Annotated in this window: 16 protein-coding genes; 13 read left to right on the forward strand and 3 right to left on the reverse strand. The window is 73.0% G+C overall.

What is annotated here, in order from left to right; all coding sequences use genetic code 11:
- Window positions 1-156: 156 nt before the first annotated feature.
- From TR50_RS31155 to TR50_RS31195, 9 genes are all read left to right on the forward strand, one after another.
- Window positions 157-2,244, forward strand: a complete 2,088-nt coding sequence (locus tag TR50_RS31155) for a tetratricopeptide repeat protein (RefSeq protein WP_063775180.1) — start codon at window positions 157-159, stop codon at window positions 2,242-2,244.
- Window positions 2,245-2,486: 242 nt separating this feature from the next.
- The gene (gene ald, locus TR50_RS31160) at window positions 2,487-3,602 is read left to right on the forward strand and encodes an alanine dehydrogenase (RefSeq protein WP_042429949.1); all 1,116 of its coding nucleotides are present in this window, start codon (window positions 2,487-2,489) and stop codon (window positions 3,600-3,602) included.
- A 535-nt stretch (window positions 3,603-4,137) separates the two neighbouring features.
- On the forward strand, window positions 4,138-5,076 hold the full coding sequence (locus TR50_RS31165; RefSeq protein ID WP_152648739.1) for a ParA family protein: 939 nt from the start codon (window positions 4,138-4,140) through the stop codon (window positions 5,074-5,076).
- A gap of 56 nt (window positions 5,077-5,132) precedes the next feature.
- Window positions 5,133-5,792, forward strand: a complete 660-nt coding sequence (locus TR50_RS31170; protein WP_439654259.1) for a hypothetical protein — start codon at window positions 5,133-5,135, stop codon at window positions 5,790-5,792.
- 57 nt (window positions 5,793-5,849) lie between these two features.
- Window positions 5,850-6,770 (forward strand): segregation and condensation protein A, encoded by a 921-nt coding sequence (locus TR50_RS31175; protein WP_042429880.1) that lies wholly within the window; start codon window positions 5,850-5,852, stop codon window positions 6,768-6,770.
- A gap of 833 nt (window positions 6,771-7,603) precedes the next feature.
- Complete coding sequence (gene scpB, locus TR50_RS31180) at window positions 7,604-8,179, forward strand: SMC-Scp complex subunit ScpB (RefSeq protein ID WP_042429955.1); 576 nt, start codon at window positions 7,604-7,606, stop codon at window positions 8,177-8,179.
- Window positions 8,180-8,249: 70 nt separating this feature from the next.
- Window positions 8,250-9,311, forward strand: coding sequence for a pseudouridine synthase (locus TR50_RS31185; RefSeq protein WP_042429883.1), 1,062 nt, complete (start codon window positions 8,250-8,252; stop codon window positions 9,309-9,311).
- A 4-nt stretch (window positions 9,312-9,315) separates the two neighbouring features.
- Window positions 9,316-9,918 (forward strand): TetR/AcrR family transcriptional regulator, encoded by a 603-nt coding sequence (locus TR50_RS31190; RefSeq protein WP_042429886.1) that lies wholly within the window; start codon window positions 9,316-9,318, stop codon window positions 9,916-9,918.
- A 103-nt stretch (window positions 9,919-10,021) separates the two neighbouring features.
- The gene (locus TR50_RS31195) at window positions 10,022-11,518 is read left to right on the forward strand and encodes an MFS transporter (protein WP_042429888.1); all 1,497 of its coding nucleotides are present in this window, start codon (window positions 10,022-10,024) and stop codon (window positions 11,516-11,518) included.
- Between the two features lie 55 nt (window positions 11,519-11,573).
- Here the strand turns inward: TR50_RS31195 and TR50_RS31200 are convergent, their stop codons facing one another.
- Both TR50_RS31200 and TR50_RS31205 read right to left on the reverse strand, forming a co-directional pair.
- Complete coding sequence (locus tag TR50_RS31200) at window positions 11,574-13,706, reverse strand: hypothetical protein (protein ID WP_052441567.1); 2,133 nt, start codon at window positions 13,704-13,706, stop codon at window positions 11,574-11,576.
- Window positions 13,707-13,877: 171 nt separating this feature from the next.
- On the reverse strand, window positions 13,878-14,216 hold the full coding sequence (locus TR50_RS31205; protein ID WP_042429892.1) for a DUF952 domain-containing protein: 339 nt from the start codon (window positions 14,214-14,216) through the stop codon (window positions 13,878-13,880).
- Window positions 14,217-14,312: 96 nt separating this feature from the next.
- Between TR50_RS31205 and TR50_RS31210 the strand changes: the two genes are divergently transcribed.
- From TR50_RS31210 to der, 4 genes are all read left to right on the forward strand, one after another.
- Window positions 14,313-15,437: a M24 family metallopeptidase gene (locus tag TR50_RS31210; RefSeq protein WP_042429896.1), complete on the forward strand. Its 1,125-nt coding sequence runs from the start codon at window positions 14,313-14,315 to the stop codon at window positions 15,435-15,437.
- A gap of 204 nt (window positions 15,438-15,641) precedes the next feature.
- Window positions 15,642-16,724, forward strand: coding sequence for a prephenate dehydrogenase (locus tag TR50_RS31215; protein ID WP_042429899.1), 1,083 nt, complete (start codon window positions 15,642-15,644; stop codon window positions 16,722-16,724).
- Between the two features lie 126 nt (window positions 16,725-16,850).
- A complete protein-coding gene (gene cmk, locus TR50_RS31220; RefSeq protein WP_042429902.1) occupies window positions 16,851-17,549 on the forward strand; it encodes a (d)CMP kinase in 699 nt (232 codons plus the stop codon).
- Window positions 17,550-17,620: 71 nt separating this feature from the next.
- Complete coding sequence (der, locus tag TR50_RS31225) at window positions 17,621-19,084, forward strand: ribosome biogenesis GTPase Der (RefSeq protein ID WP_042429905.1); 1,464 nt, start codon at window positions 17,621-17,623, stop codon at window positions 19,082-19,084.
- A gap of 30 nt (window positions 19,085-19,114) precedes the next feature.
- On the opposite strand, the gene TR50_RS31230 is transcribed toward der, so the two are convergent.
- Window positions 19,115-19,390, reverse strand: coding sequence for a hypothetical protein (locus TR50_RS31230; protein WP_052441568.1), 276 nt, complete (start codon window positions 19,388-19,390; stop codon window positions 19,115-19,117).
- Window positions 19,391-19,515: the final 125 nt, after the last annotated feature.

Here is a 19,515-nt window from a genome sequence, read left to right on the forward strand (position 1 = left end):
GTCCTCATCGATCAGGACCGTCCGCACGCCGGTGGCTGGGCGCGCACTTCCTCGCGCCCCTCACGTGCTGCAACTTCCCGTGCCCTTGACGCCTGAGCCGTGCCCGGTGAATTACGCTGCGTCAGAAGATCGGTCCTGACGACGGGAGCGGCGCTCGTGGCATCGGCACAGACGGAGTCCGCCTCGGCGGCCGCCGCCGCGTTCGTGGGGCGGCGGAACGAGCTCGCGCAGCTGCGCGAGGAGGCCGGGCGGGCCCGCGTCCTCGCCGTCGCCGGACGGCCCGGCTCCGGACGGACCGAGCTGGCGCTGCGGTTGGCGCGGGAGCCCGACGTCACCGCCGGACGTCCGGTCCACTACCTCTCCCTCGCCGCGCCCGACCCCGCGCGGAGGCTGCTCGACCTGCTGGGCCTTCCCCGTCCCGCCGCGCTCGCCGCCACGGACGCGGAGGCCGCGGCCGGTGACGCGCTGCGCGCGCACCTCGCCGCCGAGCCGGTCGTGCTGGTCCTCGACGACGTCCCCGCCGAGAACGCCGCCGCCGCGGTCCAGGCGCTGCTGCCCACCCACCCGGAGGCGCTGACCGTCGCCGTCACCCACGGGCCGCTGACCGGGATCCCGGACGTGCGGCCGTGCGTGCTCGGCGGGCTCGACTACACCGCCGCCCGCGACCTGCTCGCTGGGCTCGCGGGGGACACCCGCGTCGTCGTCGACCCGGTCGCCGCACAGGGGCTGGCCGAGGCGGTGGCCTGCCATGCGGGCGCGCTGCGACTGGTCGGCGGCTGGCTCGCCGCACGGCCGCGGGCCTCCGTCAGCGACGCGCTGCGGGCGCTGCGCGCGGTGCCCGCGTTGCCGGCCGTTCCCGAGGTGCCCGTGTTCTCCACGGTGCCGCATCCGGCCGGGCCGCCGGTGCCCGAGGCCGCGCAGAACCTGGTGGGGCAGACGATCGACGGCCAGCGGGTGCCGCCCATGCCCGCCTACCCGCCCTCCGTCACACCACCTCCGCCGCCGCGCGGCGCGCAGCGCACCGAGGACCCGCTGCGGCGGGCGTTCGACCTCGTGCACCAGGAGCTCGGCGCGGGCCCGCGCCAGCTGCTGCGGTTCGCGACGCTGGTGCCGGGCGGGGTGCTGGACGAGCGCGGCGCGGCGGCCCTGGTCGGGTGTCCCACCGACGCGGCGGCCACGCTGCTGGCCTCGCTCGCGGCCCAGCAGCTGCTGCGCGAGGAGCCCGGCGGCCGCTACCGGCTGCCGCGCAGCCTCGCTCCGGCGTTGACGGCGCTGCGCGAGGCCGTCGACAAGCCGGCCACCGTGGAGCTGGCCCGGGCCCGCTGGCTGGAGCGGCAGGTGCGGCTGCTCACGTCCTGCCTGGTCCGGCTGGCACCCGAGCAGGCGCCGCCGGATCCGGAGGTGCCGCCCGCGGCGCTGCGCTTCCGCACCCGCGCGCAGGCCTTCGCCTGGCTGGACACCGCCCTGCCCGAGCTGCTGCCCGCCGTCGCCGACGCCGAGGCGGTCGGGGGACTGGACGGGCTGGTCACCCGGCTCGCGACGGCGCTCGTCCAGGTGCTGCCGGTGTGGGGCGAGGCGACGGGCCGTCCGGTGACGACGGAGCTGTACACGCTGCACGGGACGGTGCAGCGGCTGGCGCGCCGCTCCGGCCTGCCGCGTCGGGAGGCGGCCGCGCTGGTCAACCTGGGCGACCTGCACGCGGGGGCCGGCGAGCACGCCCGCGCGCTGGAACGCTACCGGGGTGCGCTGGCGCCGGCGCGGGCCGCCGAGGACCACGTCGCCGTCGGCCGGATCCTGGAGGCCACCGCCGGCGCCTACCGGGCCTCGGGGGACCTGGTCCGGGCCGTGGACTTCTACGGCCGTGCGCTCACCCTGCGCCGCAACCGCAAGGAGCGGGCCGACGAGGCGCGGCTGCTGGCCCGGCTCGCCGCCGTGCACAGCGCCCAGGGGCGACACGCCGACGCGCTGCGCGAGTACCGGGCGGCCGTCGCGCTGCATCGCAAGCTCGGCGACGAGGCGGGGGCGGTGGGGGCGATCCTCGGCGCCGCCCGGGTGCAGGAGCTCGGCGGCGGCGTGGAGGCGGCGCTGCGCACCCAGCGCGAGGCGCTGGAGTCCGCCCGGAGGCTCGGTCCGCAGCTCACGTCGCTGGTGCTGCTGAGGCTGGCGGACACCCTCGAGAGGGCCGGTGACCTGGCCGGGGCGCGGGTGCAGCGGGAGCAGGCCGCCGCGCTCGGCGGAGAATAACATCCTGGTTTCGATTGAATGCCCCAGATGCCGGATTTCTCGCATTCTGGAGGCTTGTAGTGGGCGCAAGCCTACGAATCAGCCAACAGATCCTGAAGTTTTGAACACTTTGGAAGGCTTCCGGATCCCCTGGGCTTCATTACACTCGAAGATGCCGCGCATAGCAGTGCCGCTGCGCGTGGCTCCCGCCTGCGTTCCCGCAGGGCCGGGAGGAAACCCCATGTGCAAGGGACGTGTTCGTCGTGAAGGTCGGCATCCCCCGCGAGGTCAAGAACCACGAGTACCGCGTGGCCATCACGCCTTCTGGTGTGCATGAGCTGGTCCGTAACGGGCACGAGGTGTTCATCGAGAACAACGCCGGTGTCGGCTCCTCGATCCCGAACGAGGAGTACGTCGCCGCCGGCGCGACCATCCTCGAGACCGCTGACGAGGTCTGGGCCACGGCCGACCTCCTGCTGAAGGTCAAGGAGCCCATCGCCGAGGAGTACCACCGCCTCCGCAAGGGCCAGCTGCTCTTCACCTATCTCCACCTCGCCGCCGACCGCGCCGGCACCGACGCGCTGCTGGCCTCCGGCACCACCGCGATCGCCTACGAGACGGTCCAGCTCGGCAACGGCGCGCTGCCGCTGCTCGCCCCGATGTCCGAGGTGGCCGGTCGCCTGGCCCCGCAGGTCGGCTCCTACCACCTGATGCGTCCGACCGGCGGTCGCGGCGTCCTGCCCGGCGGCGTGCCCGGCACCCACCCGGCCAAGGCCGTCGTCATCGGCGGTGGCGTCTCCGGCTGGCACGCCGCCACCATCGCCATCGGCATGGGCTACGACGTCACCCTGCTCGACCGGGACATCAACAAGCTGCGCGAGGCCGACCGCATCTTCGGCAACAAGATCAAGGCGATCGCCTCCAACTCCTTCGAGCTGGAGAAGGCCGTCCTCGAGGCCGACCTGGTCATCGGCGCCGTGCTGATCCCGGGCGCCAAGGCCCCGAAGCTGGTCACCAACGAGCTGGTCTCCCGCATGAAGCCGGGCTCCGTGCTCGTCGACATCGCCATCGACCAGGGCGGCTGCTTCGAGGACTCGCACCCGACCACCCACGCCGAGCCGACCTTCCAGGTCCACAACTCGGTCTTCTACTGCGTGGCCAACATGCCGGGTGCGGTGCCGAACACCTCCACCTACGCGCTGACCAACGCGACCCTGCCCTACATCCTCGAGCTCGCCAACCGCGGCTGGCAGGAGGCCTGCCGCCGCGACGCCGCGCTGGCCAAGGGCCTGAACGTGCACGAGGGCCAGATCACCTACGCCGCGGTCGCCGACGCCTTCGGCCTGCCGCACGTCGAGCTGGCCGACGTCCTCGCCTGAGGCACCCCAGCATCCCCCCAGGAGGGCGCCGCACACCCCGTGCGGCGCCCTTCTGGCATGCCGTCAGGAACCGGCCCGCACATCGCCCGTCCGTTCGTCAACTCGATGCCCCGCAGACTCACCCTCGGCAGAGGAGTGAACGGGGGTGGCGAACGGTGTCCCCGCAGGCCGAACGGCGGTTTCGTACAGTGCCCACGACTCGCGGTCGGCAATTGTCATATCGACATGTTGGTTAGTGCATCACCGGTGTGCTGGTTGACGCTACTGTGTCGTTGCTAGGCTGCGGTGCGGTGAATGCCGCCCAGTGGAGGGGGCAGAGCCCCGAAGCCCGGTCACTACGGCGGTCGCCAAGGAGGTAAGACGACTTGTGAATGAGTCGACAATTGCTCCCGGGAGTGGCGGCCCGCGCACTTTTGACGCACGTCAGCAGCAGCCCGGCTACCCGAGCCTGGAGTACCCGATTTCCGATCACGAGGCGCTGCGCTACGCGAGCGCGCTGGACGCCCCCGTCGAGCCTGGCCTGGTCCAGTCCGAGATGGCGGACGGTCAGTTCTACGACCCAGATGCCGAATACGAGCCGGACCCGGAGTACGCCGCCACGCTTGCTCCGGACGCGGCCCGTCAGCGCCGCGAGCGGGTCGGTCCCACGGGCCGGCCGCTGCCGTACTTCCCGATCCCCTCGCCCCTGAGCGAGCACGGGCCGGCGCGCATCATCGCCATGTGCAACCAGAAGGGCGGGGTCGGCAAGACCACCTCGACCATCAACCTGGGCGCGGCGCTCGCGGAATACGGTCGGCGCGTCCTCCTGGTCGACTTCGACCCGCAGGGCGCCCTCTCGGTCGGCCTCGGCGTCAACCCGATGGAGCTGGACCTCACCGTCTACAACCTGCTGATGGAGCGGGGCCTGACGGCCGATGAGGTGCTGCTGAAGACGGCCGTGCCCGGCATGGACCTGCTCCCCAGCAACATCGACCTCTCCGCGGCCGAGGTGCAGCTGGTCAGCGAGGTGGCCCGGGAGTCGGCGCTGGCGCGCGCCCTCAAGCCGCTGATGAACGACTACGACTACGTCATCATCGACTGCCAGCCGTCCCTCGGCCTGCTCACCGTCAACGCGCTGACGGCCGCTCACAGCGTCATCGTGCCGCTGGAATGCGAGTTCTTCGCGCTGCGCGGCGTCGCGCTGCTGACCGAGACCATCGAGAAGGTCTGCGAGCGGCTCAACCCCGACCTGCGCCTGGACGGCATCCTCGCCACCATGTACGACTCGCGCACGGTCCACAGCCGCGAGGTGCTCGCCCGCGTCGTCGAGGCCTTCGGCGAGCACGTCTTCCACACCGTCATCGGCCGTACGGTGCGCTTCCCGGAGACCACGGTCGCCGGCGAGCCGATCACCACCTACGCGTCCAACTCGGTCGGTGCCGCCGCCTACCGTCAGCTCGCCAGGGAGGTGCTCGCCCGGTGCCACGTCGAGTGAGTCTCCCGGGGGCGGACGAACTGTTCCGGACCACCGGGGGGACCACACTCACGCCCGTGCCGCGCGCGCCGGACCCGGCCGGGGCTCCGGAGGAGTCGGCGTCGGCCGCCACCGCCGCGACAGCGGCCCCGAAGGCTTCCGCGGGCTCGGCGGGAGCGGGCGGGCAGGCCGCCGCCGCGTCCGAGCAGGACCATCCGGCCGACCCGGCCGGGGAACACGGCGCGGTCGCCGCGCCCCGCGCCGTCGGGCAGGTCCCACCGGCCCGCGGGGACGTCCAGCGCGGCGAGGCCCAGCGCGGGGATGTCCAGCGCAACGGGGTCGCCCGCGGTGAGGTGTCGCGCGCGGACGCGCAGCGCGGCGAGGCGTCCCGTGGCAGTGCCGGCTCCGGCGCCGACAGCGCCCGCCCCGTCTCCGCCGCCACCAGAGCCGCCCAGGCGGCCTCCGACGCCGTCTCCCAGCCGGCCGCGGCCCGACGCAAGCCGCGTGCCCCCCGCTCCCGCCCCACGGGCCGTGAGCGGCACGAGGAGAAGATCACCGTCTACGTCTCCGCCGAGGAGCTGTTCGACCTGGAGCACGCCCGGCTGGTGCTGCGCGGCGAGTACGGGCTCGCGGTCGACCGCGGCCGGATCGTGCGCGAGGCCGTGGCCGTGGTCCTCGCCGACCTGGAGCAGCGTGGCGAGGCCAGCATCCTGGTGCGGCGGCTGCGCGGGCGCTGACAGCGCTGAGGCGCGGCGCTCGCCCGTCGGGCGGGGGACAGGGCACGATAGGGCCCGATGACCACCCTGCCCGACCCCTCGCCGGCGCCCGCTGCGCCTCCGGAGCCTCCTGCCGAGGAGGAGCCCTCCGGCGGCTTCCTGGTGCGCCTGGACAACTTCGAGGGCCCCTTCGACCTGCTGCTGAGCCTCATCGCCAAGCACAAGCTGGACGTCACCGAGGTCTCCCTGTCGAAGGTCACGGACGAGTTCATCGCCCACATCCGGGCCATGGGCCCGGACTGGGACCTCGACCAGGCCAGCGAGTTCCTCGTCGTCGCGGCGACCCTGCTCGACCTCAAGGCCGCCCGGCTGCTCCCGGTCGCGGAGATCGAGGACGAGGAGGACCTCGCCCTGCTGGAGGCCCGCGACCTGCTCTTCGCCCGCCTCCTCCAGTACCGCGCGTACAAGCGCGTCGCGGAGATCTTCGCGGCGCGGTGGGAGGCGGAGCAGCTGCGCCGTCCGCGCACGGTCGGCCTGGAGCCGCAGCACGCGGAGCTGCTGCCGGAGGTCGTCATCTCGATCGGCCTGGAGGCGTTCGCGAAGCTCGCGGCGAAGGCGATGGAGCCGAAGCCCAAGCCGGTCGTCTACGTCGACCACATCCACACCCCGAAGGTGTCGGTGCGCGAGCAGGCGGAGCTGGTCGTCGCCCTGCTGCGGGAGCGCGGCGAGGCGCACTTCGCCGAGCTGACGGCGGACGCGCCGGACGTCCTGACGGTCGTGGCCCGCTTTCTCGCGCTGCTGGAGCTCTACCGTGAGAAGCTCCTCGCCTTCGACCAGCCGGAGGCCCTGGGCGATCTCCTGGTCCGCTGGGTCGCCGACGGCGAGGTCGAGGTCGCGGCGGACCTCGGCGACGAGTTCGACGCGCCGCCCGCCGCGCCGGAGGACGGCGACAAGAGCGACGGCAAGAAGAGCGACAAGGGCAAGGAGCGGCACCCGTGACGGACGACTCGACGGAGTTCCCCACCACCCCGTCCCCCCGCCGCCGCCTGGGCCTCCCCGGCCGGCCCCGCCCCGGCGAGCAGCTGGAGACCGTCTTCCGCGACGACCTCCCCCCTGCGGAGGACGCCCCCTTGCCGGGCTACCCCCTCTCCCGCGACCAGGCGGCCGCAGCCGCCGAGTGGCTCCACCCGGCCGCGCCCGGGCCACGCACCCCGACGGATTCGCCGAGCCAGGACGAGTGGGTCGAGCCGCTCGCGGACGCGTCGCCTGCGGCGCTCGGGTCCCGCACCGCGGTGGAGGCCCAGACGGGGCTCGGTGGAGCCGATGAGGAGTGGATCGAGCCGCTCGCGCGCGTGAGCGAGGCCGTGTCGGAGGCCGTGGCGGCTCCGGAGGCCCCGGCGGAGCCGGCGGAGCGGGTCGGGGACGCGTCGCCTGCGGCGCTCGGGTCCCGCGCTGCGGTGGAGGCCCAGGCGGGGCTCGGTGGAGCCGATGAGGAGTGGGTCGAGCCGCTCGCGCGCGTGGGCGAGGCCGTGTCGGACGGCCTGGCGGCCCCCGCGGCCCCCGCGGCCCCGGCGGAGCGGGTCGGGGACGCGTCGCCTGCGGCGCTCGGGTCTCGCGCTGTGGTGGAGGCCCAGGCGGGGCTCGGTGGAGCCGATGAGTGGGTCGAGCCGCTCGCGCGCGGGACCGTCGCCGTCGAGGGGCCGGAAGCCTCGGCGGAGCCGGAAGCTGCCGCGCCCGGTGTCCCCGCCGCCCGCAGGGCTCCGCGGCGGGCGGGGAGCGCGGTCGACGCCGAGGCTCCCGCAGACGAGGCCGCCGCAGACCCGCTCGCGGAGATCCCGCTCAAGGCCGCGCTCGAGGCCGTGCTGATGGTGGTGGACGAGCCCACCACCGCGGCGCGGCTCGCGGAGGTGCTGGACCGGCCGAAGAAACTCGTCGCCGCCGCGCTGGCCGAGCTCGCCGAGGAGTACGACGCGCAGCAGCGCGGGTTCGAGCTGCGGTTCGTCGCCGGCGGGTGGCGGTTCTACACCCGCGTCGTGTGCGCACCCGTCGTGGACCGGTTCGTGCTGGACGGTCAACAGGCCCGGCTGACGCAGGCCGCGCTGGAGACGCTGGCGGTCATCGCGTACCGGCAGCCGGTCTCCCGGTCCCGCGTCTCCGCCGTGCGTGGTGTGAACTGTGACGGCGTGATGCGTACCCTGGTACAGAGAGGTCTGGTCGAGGAGTCCGGCACGGAGCCGGAGACGGGGGCTTACCTGTACCGGACCACTCAGTACTTCCTGGAACGGATGGGGCTGCGCGGCCTGGACGAGCTGCCGGAGCTGGCCCCGTTCCTCCCCGAGGCCGACGATGTGGAGGCGGACTCGCAGGAGGGGACCGCGATCGCCGAGGCGGTCGCGGCGGCAGATTGACAGGCGGCAGCCCGACAGGCGGCTGCTGGACAGACGACGGACGACGAACACACCGGGCAGCGGGTTTTTGATGCGTAGCGGTAACAGCAGGAACAGCAGCGGCGGCGGCGCCCGCAAGGGCGGCCAGGGCCAGGGCCAGGGGGGCGGCGCGCGCCGCGCCCAGGGTGGCGGCCGCGGCAGCGGGAAGGGCACGCCGCGCCCGGAGGAGCGTCGTTACGACCGTCCGGAGTTCGGCGGCGGCCCGAACGCGCAGCCCCAGCCCTGGAAGCGCGGCGCGGGCAGCGGAGCCGGCACGGGCTCCGGCCCGCGCAAGTCCGCGCCCTCGCGTCCGCGCGAGCTGCAGGCGCGCGTCGAGGACGCCGTGCGGGCCCGGCACGACCGGCCGTCCAAGCCGACCGCGCAGAGCGAGCTCGAGGGCGAGCGCCTGCAGAAGGTGCTGGCCCGTGCGGGCATGGGCAGCCGCCGGGCCTGCGAGGAGCTGATCGAGCAGGGCCGGGTCATGGTCAACGGCGAGGTCGTGCGCGAGCAGGGCAAGCGCGTGAACGCGAACTCGGACAAGATCGAGGTCGACGGCCTGACGGTGGCCACCCAGTCGTTCCTCTTCTTCGCGCTGAACAAGCCGGCCGGCGTCGTGGCGACGATGGAGGACCCGGACGGCCGCCAGTGCCTGGGCGACTACGTGAACAACCGCGAGACGCGGCTGTTCCACGTCGGCCGCCTGGACACCGAGACCGAGGGCATCATCCTGCTCACCAACCACGGCGAGCTCGCGCACCGGCTGACCCACCCCAAGTACGGCGTGCAGAAGACCTACCTCGCGGCCATCCAGGGCCCGATCCCGCGCGACCTGGGCAAGCAGCTGAAGAACGGCATCGAGCTGGAGGACGGCTGGGCCCGCGCGGACGACTTCAAGGTCGTCCAGAACGTCGGCAAGAACTACCTGGTCGAGGTGACCCTGCACGAGGGCCGCAAGCACATCGTGCGCCGCATGCTGGCCGAAGCCGGCTTCCCGGTGGAGAAGCTGGTGCGCACCCAGTTCGGCCCGATCGCGCTCGGCGACCAGAAGTCCGGCTGGCTGCGCCGCCTGACCAACCCGGAGGTCGGGCAGCTGATGAAGTCCGTGGGGCTGTGATCGGATGACGCAGGCGACGGCGCGGCAGGCGACGGCCGGACGCGGCCGGCTCACGCCCGAGCGGGAGGCGGAGCTCTACGAGCACGTCATCGCGCTGGTGCGGGAGCACGGCTACGACTCGCTGACCATGGACGCGGTCGCCGCCCGAGCCCACGTCAGCAAGGCGACGCTGTACCGGCAGTGGCGTGAGGGAAAGCCGGAGCTGGTCGCCTCGGCGATGCGGCACACCAAGCCGCTGCCGTACGAGGGCATCGACACCGGCAGCCTGCGCGGCGACCTGTTCGCGCTGGCGGACGCCGGGACGGACCTCGAGGACGACACCGTCTTCATGAGCGCGGTCATGCACGCGGTGCAGACCAACGAGGACCTCGGCGCCGCCCTGCGGGCGATGCTGGTCGAGCCGATGCGCCGGGTGCTGGAGCAGGTCATCGAGCGGGCCGTGGAGCGCGGCGAGGTCCGCGCCGGCGCGGCCGCGGGCAGGTTCCTCGCCCACGCGCTCGTCGGCGCGCTGCCGGCCCGCAAGATCCTCGACGACACCTTCGCGGACCCGGAGTACATGAAGGCCTACGTGGACGCGGTGGTCCTCCCGGCCCTGCTGAACAGCTGAGACGGCGCTCACATACGCCCATCGAAACGAATCCGTTTCGATGGGCGTATGCTTTTGCGAAGGAAGAGTACGAAACCGTTTCGTTCATTCGGTTGGAGGATCCATGTCGCAGACAGCGCTGACCCGCGCGAGCGCTGCCGCGGACCGTGCCCAGCAGGCGCCCGGCGGTCGCCGCTGGTGGGCGCTGGCCGTCATCGCGCTCGCGCAGCTGATGGTGGTGCTCGACGGCACCATCGTGAACATCGCCCTGCCCTCGGCCCAGCAGGACCTGGGCTTCTCCAACGCCGACCGGCAGTGGGTGGTCACCGCCTACGCGCTGGCCTTCGGCTCGCTGCTGCTGCTCGGCGGACGCCTCGCGGACCTCTTCGGGCGCAAGGCCGTCTTCCTGGTCGGCGTCGGCGGCTTCGCGGCCGCCTCCGCGCTCGCCGGGTCCGCGGGGGACTTCTCCGTCCTGGTCACCGGCCGCGCCCTCCAGGGCCTGTTCGGCGCGCTGCTCGCGCCCGCCGCCCTCTCTATCCTCAACACGACCTTCACCGACGCCAAGGAGCGGGCCAAGGCCTTCGGCATCTACGGCGCCATCGCGGGCGCCGGCGGCGGCATCGGCCTGCTGCTCGGCGGCCTGCTGACGGAGCACCTGAACTGGCGCTGGACCCTCTTCGTCAACCTCTTCTTCGCCGCTCTCGCGCTGGCCGGCGGCGTCACCTTCCTGCGTAACGGCGCGCGCGCCGACCGCCCCAAGCTGGACCTGCCCGGCACGGTGCTGGTCTCCGCCGGCCTGTTCGGGCTGGTCTACGGCTTCTCCAACGCCGAGTCGCACAGCTGGGGCTCCCCGCAGACGTGGGGCTTCCTGGCCGCGGGCGGCCTGCTGCTCGCCGTGTTCACCTGGTGGCAGACCCGCGCCACGCACCCGCTGCTGCCGCTGCGCGTGCTGACGGACCGCAACCGCGGCGCGTCCTTCCTCGCGTCCGGCATCACCAGCGCGGGCATGTTCGGCGTCTTCCTCTTCCTGACCTACTACCTCCAGGAGACACTGCACTACAGCCCGGTGCAGACCGGCCTCGGCTTCCTGCCGATGATCGGCGCGCTGATGGTCTCCGCCCAGCTGGCCACCCTCGTGCTGCTGCCCCGGATCGGCCCCAAGCCGCTGGTCCCGTTCGGCATGGCGCTCGCCGCGATCGCCATGGTCTGGTTCACCGGTCTGGGCCTGCACAGCTCGTACGCCTCCGCGGTGCTGCCGCCGCTGGTGCTGATGGGCCTCGGCCTCGGGCTGATCATGCCGACCGCGATGAGCCTGGCCACCGACCGGATCGACGAGCGGGACGCGGGCGTCGCCTCGGCCGCCGTCAACACCACCCAGCAGATCGGCGGCTCCATCGGCACCGCCCTGCTGAACACCCTCGCCACCAGCGCGGGCACCAGCTACATGGCCGGCCGCATGCCGACCCCGGTCAACCTGGCCGACGCGCAGCTGCACAGCTACGCCACCGCCTACTGGTGGTCGGCCGGCTTCTTCGCCGCCGGACTGGTCCTGTCCGCGGTCCTCTACCGCCGCGGCAAGGTGGCACAGGACGCGAACGCGCCCGCCGCCGTCCACATGTGACGGTGCTTCATGTGGACGTCGACGGGCGCGGGCCCCGGGGGGCCGCCGTCGCGGACTACGCGGCGGCGGCCTGCGCCTGCTGGATCAGCAGGTGGGCCTCCTTGACCAGGCGGTCGGCCGTGCGGTCGTCGATCCGGTGGCGGCCGGCGGCCGCACCGTCCAGGACCGCCGCGATCTGGCCGGCCAGCGCGTCACGCATGCTGCCGAGCGTGGTGAGCGTCGCCTCGTCGGCCCGGTAGACGGCGTCACCGGCCGAGGCCGAGGAGACGCCCTTGTTCGACAGCTCCAGCGTCGCCGCGGCGAACGCGCCCACACCCGCGTCGATCTGCTTGTAGGCGGCCGCCAGCTCGGTGTACTGGTGCTCGCTGGAACGAAGCGCGCCGTGCAGGGCCCTGCTGTCCAGGAACGCGGTCAGCACCACGCCGTCGCCGCGGTAGTCGCTGCGCAGGCCCGTCAGGGCCAGCAGCGTCGGCCGGATGTCGGTGTGGTCGGACCAGACCTGGTTCGTGACGCCGAGATGCTTCACGCCCGGACCGGCCAGGCCCAGCCAGGTGGTGTTGATGTCGTTCGAGAAGTCCCCGTGGTTCCACGCGTACGAGGGGCCCAGCGCCACACAGGCCGAGTTGCAGTTCGCCGCCGCGCCGTAGACGTAGTAGTCCGGGTTCGCGAACGAGGTGAACGTCGGCGTGCGGGCCGGGTCGCCGGTGACCATGTGGAGCAGCTTCATCTCCGTCTGGTCGGCCAGGTACTGGTTGACCGTGTCGGTCTTCCCGGTGATCGGGTTGACTGCGGTGACCTTGGACCAGGCCTGCTCCAGCGAGCGGGTCTTCGGGTCGCCCTGGGCCGGGTTCCCGGTGACGTAGAAGTTCGGCGCGGAGTCCGCGTGCAGCGCGAACGGCGTGGTCACGCCCTGCTCGGTCGCCAGCAGGCCGTTCGCGTTCGCGTTGATCTCGCCGATCTGCTGGTACGTGCACGGGACGGTGACGCCGTCGCAGTTCGCCGGGCTCGGCTTGCCGCCGACGAAGTGGTCGTTCTCGTCGGAGGTCACCACGAACTCGGTGTTCTTCGTGGTGATCCCGTCCTTGGCGAGGCGGGAGAAGAAGGCCGCGAAGGCGTTGTCGTAGGTCTTCAGCTGCGCCACGTACCCGGCCTCGCCGGGGCCGAACGCGCCGTACGGGGCGACGTGCCGGTCGTGGGCGTCGGAGATGTAGGCGAAGGTGACCGGCACGCCGGACTCCTGCATCTGCGCCACGTAGCCGAGCGAGTTGGCCGCGCTCATCGAGTCGAAGCCGGGGAAGCCCGGGTTGCCCTTGGCGTCGGTGATCGGCGTGCCGTCGGTCGCCTTCACCACGCCGGCGGCGGAGATGGCCGGGTCCACCGACTTGGCGCCGAACAGGGCCTGGTAGCCGTGGTAGCCGCCCGGCTCGTCCGGCAGCAGGTCGGGGGACGCGCCCGTGCCCGCGGCCTGGCACAGCTTCGAGCCCTTGGCGCAGTGGATGCCGATGCCGACGTAGTCGGTCTGCGCCAGGCCCGGGTTGGCCTTGGCCTCGACGGCCTCGGCCGAGTTCGCGCCGAAGACCTTGTTGATGTCGACGGTGGTGTTCTCCAGGACCGTGTTGGCCACCGAGACCGCGCCGTAGTCGCAGCCGGCCCGGGTGTAGGAGACCCACGGCGCCGGGGTGTTCTTGCCCTGCGGCGTCACCATCGTGTAGCTGGGGTCGCTCGGGGTCGGCACCGAGGTGTCGGCCACGCCGTCGGTCCAGTAGGCGAAGCTCGCCGCGCTGTTGCTGGAGCCGTCCGGGTTGAAGTAGCGGTAGGAGTTGGCCACCGCCTGGCCGTGCCGGTCGCCGTACAGGCCGGTCAGCGACGTCAGGATGTCGTTGCCGGTGTGCGCGATGAGCGGCGTGTGGTGGTTGGTGTCCACCAGGCCGTTGGACGTCAGGAAGTCCAGCAGATGCGGCATCTGCTCCAGGTCCGACGGAACGTTCGGGTTGTCCCGGGTGAAGTGCACGTTGTCGAACTGCAGGTAGATCACGTGCTTCAGGCCGGGGTTCTCCGCGTCGAGCGTGCAACTCGCGGCGCGGTGCTGCGGCGACGGCTGCGGAGCCGCCGTCGCCGGGATGGCCGCGGCGCCCCCGATGCCCAGCCCGGCGGCGACCGCCAGGGCGACAACCTTGCTCCTGCGCATCCTGCTCCCTCGTAGTGGTCGTGTGTTCATGACGCGCGTAGAACGTGACGGAACACAGTGGCACGCGAGGGGCGAACGCGAAAGAGGGCACATGGGTACGACACATGTCCCGCACATGAACTGACGGACAATCATCCCGGTCGGGGTCATGCGACGGGCCGCGCGACGGGCTCAGCTCCAGACGGCCAGCGAGGCCCAGCGTCCCTCCGCGTCCCGCCGCACCTCCAGCATCCCCACCACCGCGCCCCGGTTGACCGGGCCGTAGACGTGCGGATACGTGCCGCCGTCCGCGGCCTCCTCCCAGCGCAGCGGCGCGTCCAGCAGGCCCTCGTCGACCAGCAGCACCATCAGCGGCCCGCGTGCGGTGCGGAACCGGGCGTTGGCCACCTCCAGCGCCTGGTCCTCCTCGGCGGAGCAGTGGATGAAGCCCTCCAGCGCCAGCGAGGGCGTGGTGTAGGGGCGGTCCGGATGTTCCAGCCATGCGTCCAGCGGCGTCAGGTGGAAGAGCATGTCCTGTTTGTACCCCAGTCGGGGCCCGTCGAGTAGTGCCCCGACAACGGCGCGGACCGACTGCGGCAGCGGTCGCGACGTGATGGACTTGGTGCCATGGCACACGACGCGAGTCTCCCCAACGCCGACCGGATCGTCCGCGCGCAGACCGCCGCCCGCGCCGCCGGACTCGACGCCCTGCTCATCACCCCCGGCGCCGACCTGCGCTACCTCACCGGCTACGAGGCCCTCCCGCTGGAACGGCTCACCTGCCTCGCCGTCCCCGCCGAGGGCGAACCGTTCCTCGTCGTCCCGCTGCTGGAGCAGCCAGCCGCCGAGGCGTCGCCCGTCGGCGCACTGGACCTGGAGATCATCCCCTGGCGCGAGACCGAGGACCCCTACGCCCTCCTCGCCTCCCGCCTGCCGCGCGGCATCGCCCGCGTCGGCCTCGACAACCACATGTTCGCCGAGAAGGTCCTCGGCTTCCGCAGCGCCCTGCCCGGCGTCGAGCAGGCCCTCGCCGGCGGCGTCCTCGGCGAGCTGCGGGTGCGCAAGAGCGCGGCGGAGGTCGCCGCCCTGCTGGAGGCGGCCGAAGCCATCGACAAGGTCCACTCCGCGATGGAGGAGTGGCTGCGCCCCGGCCGCACCGAACGCGAGGTCGGCCGCGACATCGCCGACGCGATCATCGCCTCCGGCCACGTCCGGGTCGACTTCGTCATCGTCGCCTCCGGCCCGAACGGCGCGTCCCCCCACGCCGAGGTCTCCGACCGCGTCATCCAGCCCGGCGAACCCGTCGTCGTCGACATCGGCGGCACGATGCCCTCCGGCTACTGCTCCGACTCCACCCGCAACTACTGCCTCGGCGCCCGCCCGCCCGCGCGCTACGAGGCCCTCTACGAGGTGCTGCTCCACGCGCAGAAGGAGCAGTGCGACGCCGTCGCGCCCGGCGTCACCGCCGAACAGCTGGACGCGGTGGGCCGCGACCTCATCGCCAAGGCGGGCTACGGCGAGTTCTTCATCCACCGCACCGGCCACGGCATCGGCCTGGAGACCCACGAGGAGCCCTACATCGTCGCCGGCTCCCCGCTGCGGCTCGAGCCCGGTATGGCCTTCTCCGTCGAACCCGGGATCTACCTCCCGGGCGAGTTCGGCGCCCGCATCGAGGACATCGCCGTCTGCACCGAGGAAGGCGGCGAGCGCCTGAACCTGACCAGCCGGGACCTGCGCGTGCTGCCGGTGTAGCCGCCGACGGCGGGCACCCCTACGGGGTTTCACCCCTCGGACACGGGTTTCCGCTCCGTATCCGGCCCGTTACGGTGGCCGCATGCGGCATCGCCGACCGGATCGGACTGCGCCACGATCCGGTCGGCCGCCGCGACGCCGTCAGGCATGATCGGCGATGATGTGCACCTAGGGCCCACCGCGAACCTCAAGGACGTATCCCGCATGCGCACCGCCGTCGTGATCGGCACCGGACTGATCGGCACCTCCGCCGCCCTCGCCCTCACCGAGCGCGGGATGACGGTCCACCTGCGTGACGCGGACCCCGCCGCCGCCCGCACCGCGGCGTCGCTGGGGGCGGGCACGACCGAGCAGCCCACCGGGCCGGTCGACCTCGCGATCATCGCCGTGCCGCCCGCGCTCGTCGGCCGCGTGCTCGCCGACGCGCAGCGCGAGGGCCTCGCCCGCGCCTACACCGACGTCGCCAGCGTCAAGGACGGCCCCCGCCAGGACGTCGTCGCGCTCGGCTGCGACACCACCAGCTACGTCGGCAGCCACCCGATGGCCGGCGCCGAGCGCAGCGGGCCGCTCGCCGCCCGCGCCGACCTCTTCGACGGCCGCACCTGGGTGCTCACGCCCCTGCCGGACACCTCCACCGACACCCTCAACGCGGTGCTGGAACTCGTCGCCCTGTGCGGCGCCGTCCCCGTCCTGATGGACGCCGCCGCCCACGACCGCGCCGTCGCGCTCGTCTCGCACACCCCTCAGGTCGTCGCTTCCCTCGTCGCGGCCCGCCTCGAGAACGCCGCCGAGAACGCGGTGCGGCTGGCCGGACCCGGCATCCGGGACACCACGCGGATCGCCGGATCGAACCCGGCGATGTGGGTGGAGATCCTCAGCGCCAACGCGGGCGCCGTCGCCGACACCCTCGAGGACCTCGCCGCCGACCTCACCGGCGCCGTCGCCGGACTGCGCGCCCTGCAGGCCGCCGACGAGGACAAGCGCGGCGAGGGCGCGGTCGCCGTGGAGGACGTGCTGCGCCGCGGCAACGCCGGTCGCGCCCGGATCCCCGGCAAGCACGGTGCGCCGCCCACCCGCTACGACGAGGTCACCGTGCTCATCGGCGACGAGCCGGGCGAGCTCGCCCGCCTCTTCTCCGAGGCGGGCCGCGCCGGGGTCAACATCGAGGACGTCGCCATCGAGCACTCCACCGGCCAGCAGGCCGGTCTGGTCAAGCTCAGCGTCGCCCCCGCCGCCATACCGGCCCTCACCACCGCCCTGCGCGACCACGGCTGGCACCTGCGCTGACGCCGCGCGGCGGAGCCGTACAACGCCAGGAGCTCGCGGCCTCGGGCCGGAAGCGGCCGGACGGGTGGTCGCGGACGGTAACCTTGACGTGGACCCATGCCCCCGCGTTCAGAAGGAAGCCGCCCCGTGGACAACTCCTCTGCCCCGGTCGTCGTCGTGCTCGACGGCCCCGCAGGCACCGGAAAGTCGACCGTCTCGCGGGAGATCGCCGCCCGCCTGGGCCTGAGCTTCCTGGACACCGGCGCCATGTACCGGGCCGTCACCTTCTGGATGCTGACCAACGAGGTCGACGTCGACGACGCGTACGCGGTGGCGCTGGCCGCCGACAAGCCCCACGTCGTCTCCGGCACCGACGCCGACGGCCCCACCATCACCGTGGACGGCGAGGACGTCGCCGGCCCGATCCGCGAGCAGGCCGTCACCGCGGCCGTCAGCGCGGTCAGCGCCGTGCCGGAGGTGCGGACCCGGATGGTCGAGCTGCAGCGGGCCTCCGCGCTCGCCGCGCCGCGCGGCATCGTCGCCGAAGGCCGCGACATGGGCACCGTCGTCTTCCCCGGGGCCGACCTGAAGGTCTTCCTCACCGCCTCCGCCGAGACCCGCGCCTCCCGGCGCGCGGCGCAGCTCGGGGTCTCGGACCCGCACGAGATAGCCGCCATCCTGGCCGACATCAACCGCCGCGACGCCGCCGACTCCGGCCGCGCCACCGCGCCGCTGCGCAAGGCCGACGACGCCGTCGAGGTCGACACCAGCGAGATGAGCCCCGAGCAGGTCATCACGCACATCATCGGGCTGGTGCGCGAGCGCGCCGCCGCCCGGCTGGGCTGAGCCCGCGGCGACGCCGCCCGCAGCCCCCTTACGCCACCAGACAGCCGAACACGAGAGTTGGCACCGCGCACATGAGTAACGAGAACGTCGGGCACGCGGCCGGGCACGGCGAGCTGGGCGACGCCGAGTACGCCGAGTTCATGCAGCTCGCCGAGGAGGAGGGCTTCGACCTCGACGAGATCGGCAACCTCGACGAGGACCACCTGCCGATGCCCGTGCTCGCCGTCGTCGGCCGCCCGAACGTCGGCAAGTCCACCCTGGTCAACCGCATCATCGGCCGCCGCGAGGCGGTCGTCGAGGACCGTCCCGGCGTGACCCGCGACCGGGTCAGCTACGACGCCAACTGGAACGGCCGCAAGTTCAAGGTCGTCGACACCGGCGGCTGGGAGATCGACGCGCTGGGCCTGGAGGGCCTGGTCGCCCAGCAGGCCGAGCAGGGCATCGAGGCCGCCGACGCCGTCCTGTTCGTCGTCGACGCCGTCGTCGGCGCCACCGACACCGACGACGCGCTGGTCAAGCTGATCCGCCGGTCCGGCAAGCCCGTGGTGCTGTGCGCCAACAAGGTCGACGGCCCCTCCGCCGAGGCCGACGCCGCCGCCCTGTGGAACCTCGGCCTGGGTGAGCCCTACCCCGTCTCCGCCCTGCACGGCCGCGGCTCCGGCGACATGCTCGACGCCGTCCTGGAAGCCCTGCCCGAGGCTCCGCAGCAGGAGTTCGGCACCCTGACCGTCGGCGGTCCCCGCCGCGTCGCGCTGATCGGCCGCCCGAACGTCGGCAAGTCCAGCCTGCTCAACAAGGTCGCCGGCGAGGACCGCGTGGTCGTCAACGAGCTCGCCGGCACGACCCGGGACCCGGTCGACGAGATGATCACCCTCGGCGGCAAGACCTGGAAGTTCATCGACACCGCCGGCATCCGCCGCCGGGTCCACCAGACCGCCGGCGCGGACTTCTACGCCTCGCTGCGCACCGCGGCGGCGCTGGAGAAGGCGGAGGTCGCCGTCGTCCTCGTCGACGCCAGCGAGCCGCTCGCCGAGCAGGACACCCGCATCATCTCCATGGCCGTCGAGGCCGGGCGTGCGGTCGTCATCGCCTACAACAAGTGGGACCAGCTCGACGAGGAGCGCCGCTACTACCTCGAGCGCGAGATCGAGCAGGACCTGGTCCAGGTCCAGTGGGCGCCCCGGGTCAACGTCTCCGCCCGCACCGGCCGCCACATGGAGAAGCTCGTCCCGGCGATCGAGACCGCGCTGGAGGGCTGGGAGACCCGTGTCCCGACGGGTCGCCTCAACGCCTTCCTCGGCGAGCTGGTGGCCGCCCACCCGCACCCCGTGCGCGGCGGCAAGCAGCCCCGGATCCTCTTCGGCACCCAGGCCGGCACGAAGCCCCCGCGCTTCGTCCTGTTCGCCTCCGGATTCATCGAGGCGGGCTACCGGCGCTTCATCGAGCGCCGTCTGCGCGAGGAGTTCGGCTTCGTCGGCACGCCGATCTCGATCTCGGTCCGGGTGCGCGAGAAGCGCAGCGCGAAGAAGAAGTAGACCCCTCCTCGGTCCCCTGAGGGACAGTCCTCACGCGGACCCGGGCGGCAGCGAGAGTCGGCTGCGATGCCGCCCGGGCGTCTGCGGGGAGCCGAAGTCGGCGAAGTAGGGGAGTTTGAAGTTCTCCTCGCCGGTGCGGTCCCCGGGCAGCGACCGGAAGAGCCGCCGGAACTCGGCGTAGAGGGCGTCGTAGATCGGCGTGTCCCGCTCGGCGCCGCGCTCGAACGCCGGACGCATGGCCGGAATCACGGTCGTGGCGGGCCAGGCGAGGCGGGGCGTGGTGGGGTAGGTCTCGAAGGCTTGCACGTCATGGCCAACGAGACATCAGGCTCCAAGATGCGGGTTCGTTGCCACCTTTAGGGGCGCGAGGCCCTGCCGATGTGCGGCTCCGCAGCGGAGCCGCACATCGGCAGGGCCCCGCGCCCCCTCGG

Source organism: Streptacidiphilus anmyonensis (assembly GCF_000787855.1).
GTDB lineage: Bacteria > Actinomycetota > Actinomycetes > Streptomycetales > Streptomycetaceae > Streptacidiphilus > Streptacidiphilus anmyonensis.

What these genes read in the sequence shown, in the direction of transcription:
- TR50_RS31215 (WP_042429899.1), top strand. Translation starts at nt 15,642, where the DNA reads ATGCGCACCGCCGTCGTGATCGGCACCGGACTGATCGGCACCTCCGCC.
- TR50_RS31205 (WP_042429892.1), bottom strand. Translation starts at nt 14,216, where the DNA reads ATGCTCTTCCACCTGACGCCGCTGGACGCATGGCTGGAACATCCGGAC.
- TR50_RS31185 (WP_042429883.1), top strand. Translation starts at nt 8,250, where the DNA reads ATGCGTAGCGGTAACAGCAGGAACAGCAGCGGCGGCGGCGCCCGCAAG.
- TR50_RS31210 (WP_042429896.1), top strand. Translation starts at nt 14,313, where the DNA reads ATGGCACACGACGCGAGTCTCCCCAACGCCGACCGGATCGTCCGCGCG.
- TR50_RS31175 (WP_042429880.1), top strand. Translation starts at nt 5,850, where the DNA reads ATGACCACCCTGCCCGACCCCTCGCCGGCGCCCGCTGCGCCTCCGGAG.
- TR50_RS31190 (WP_042429886.1), top strand. Translation starts at nt 9,316, where the DNA reads ATGACGCAGGCGACGGCGCGGCAGGCGACGGCCGGACGCGGCCGGCTC.
- TR50_RS31165 (WP_152648739.1), top strand. Translation starts at nt 4,138, where the DNA reads ATGGCGGACGGTCAGTTCTACGACCCAGATGCCGAATACGAGCCGGAC.
- TR50_RS31195 (WP_042429888.1), top strand. Translation starts at nt 10,022, where the DNA reads ATGTCGCAGACAGCGCTGACCCGCGCGAGCGCTGCCGCGGACCGTGCC.
- der (WP_042429905.1), top strand. Translation starts at nt 17,621, where the DNA reads ATGAGTAACGAGAACGTCGGGCACGCGGCCGGGCACGGCGAGCTGGGC.
- TR50_RS31200 (WP_052441567.1), bottom strand. Translation starts at nt 13,706, where the DNA reads ATGCGCAGGAGCAAGGTTGTCGCCCTGGCGGTCGCCGCCGGGCTGGGC.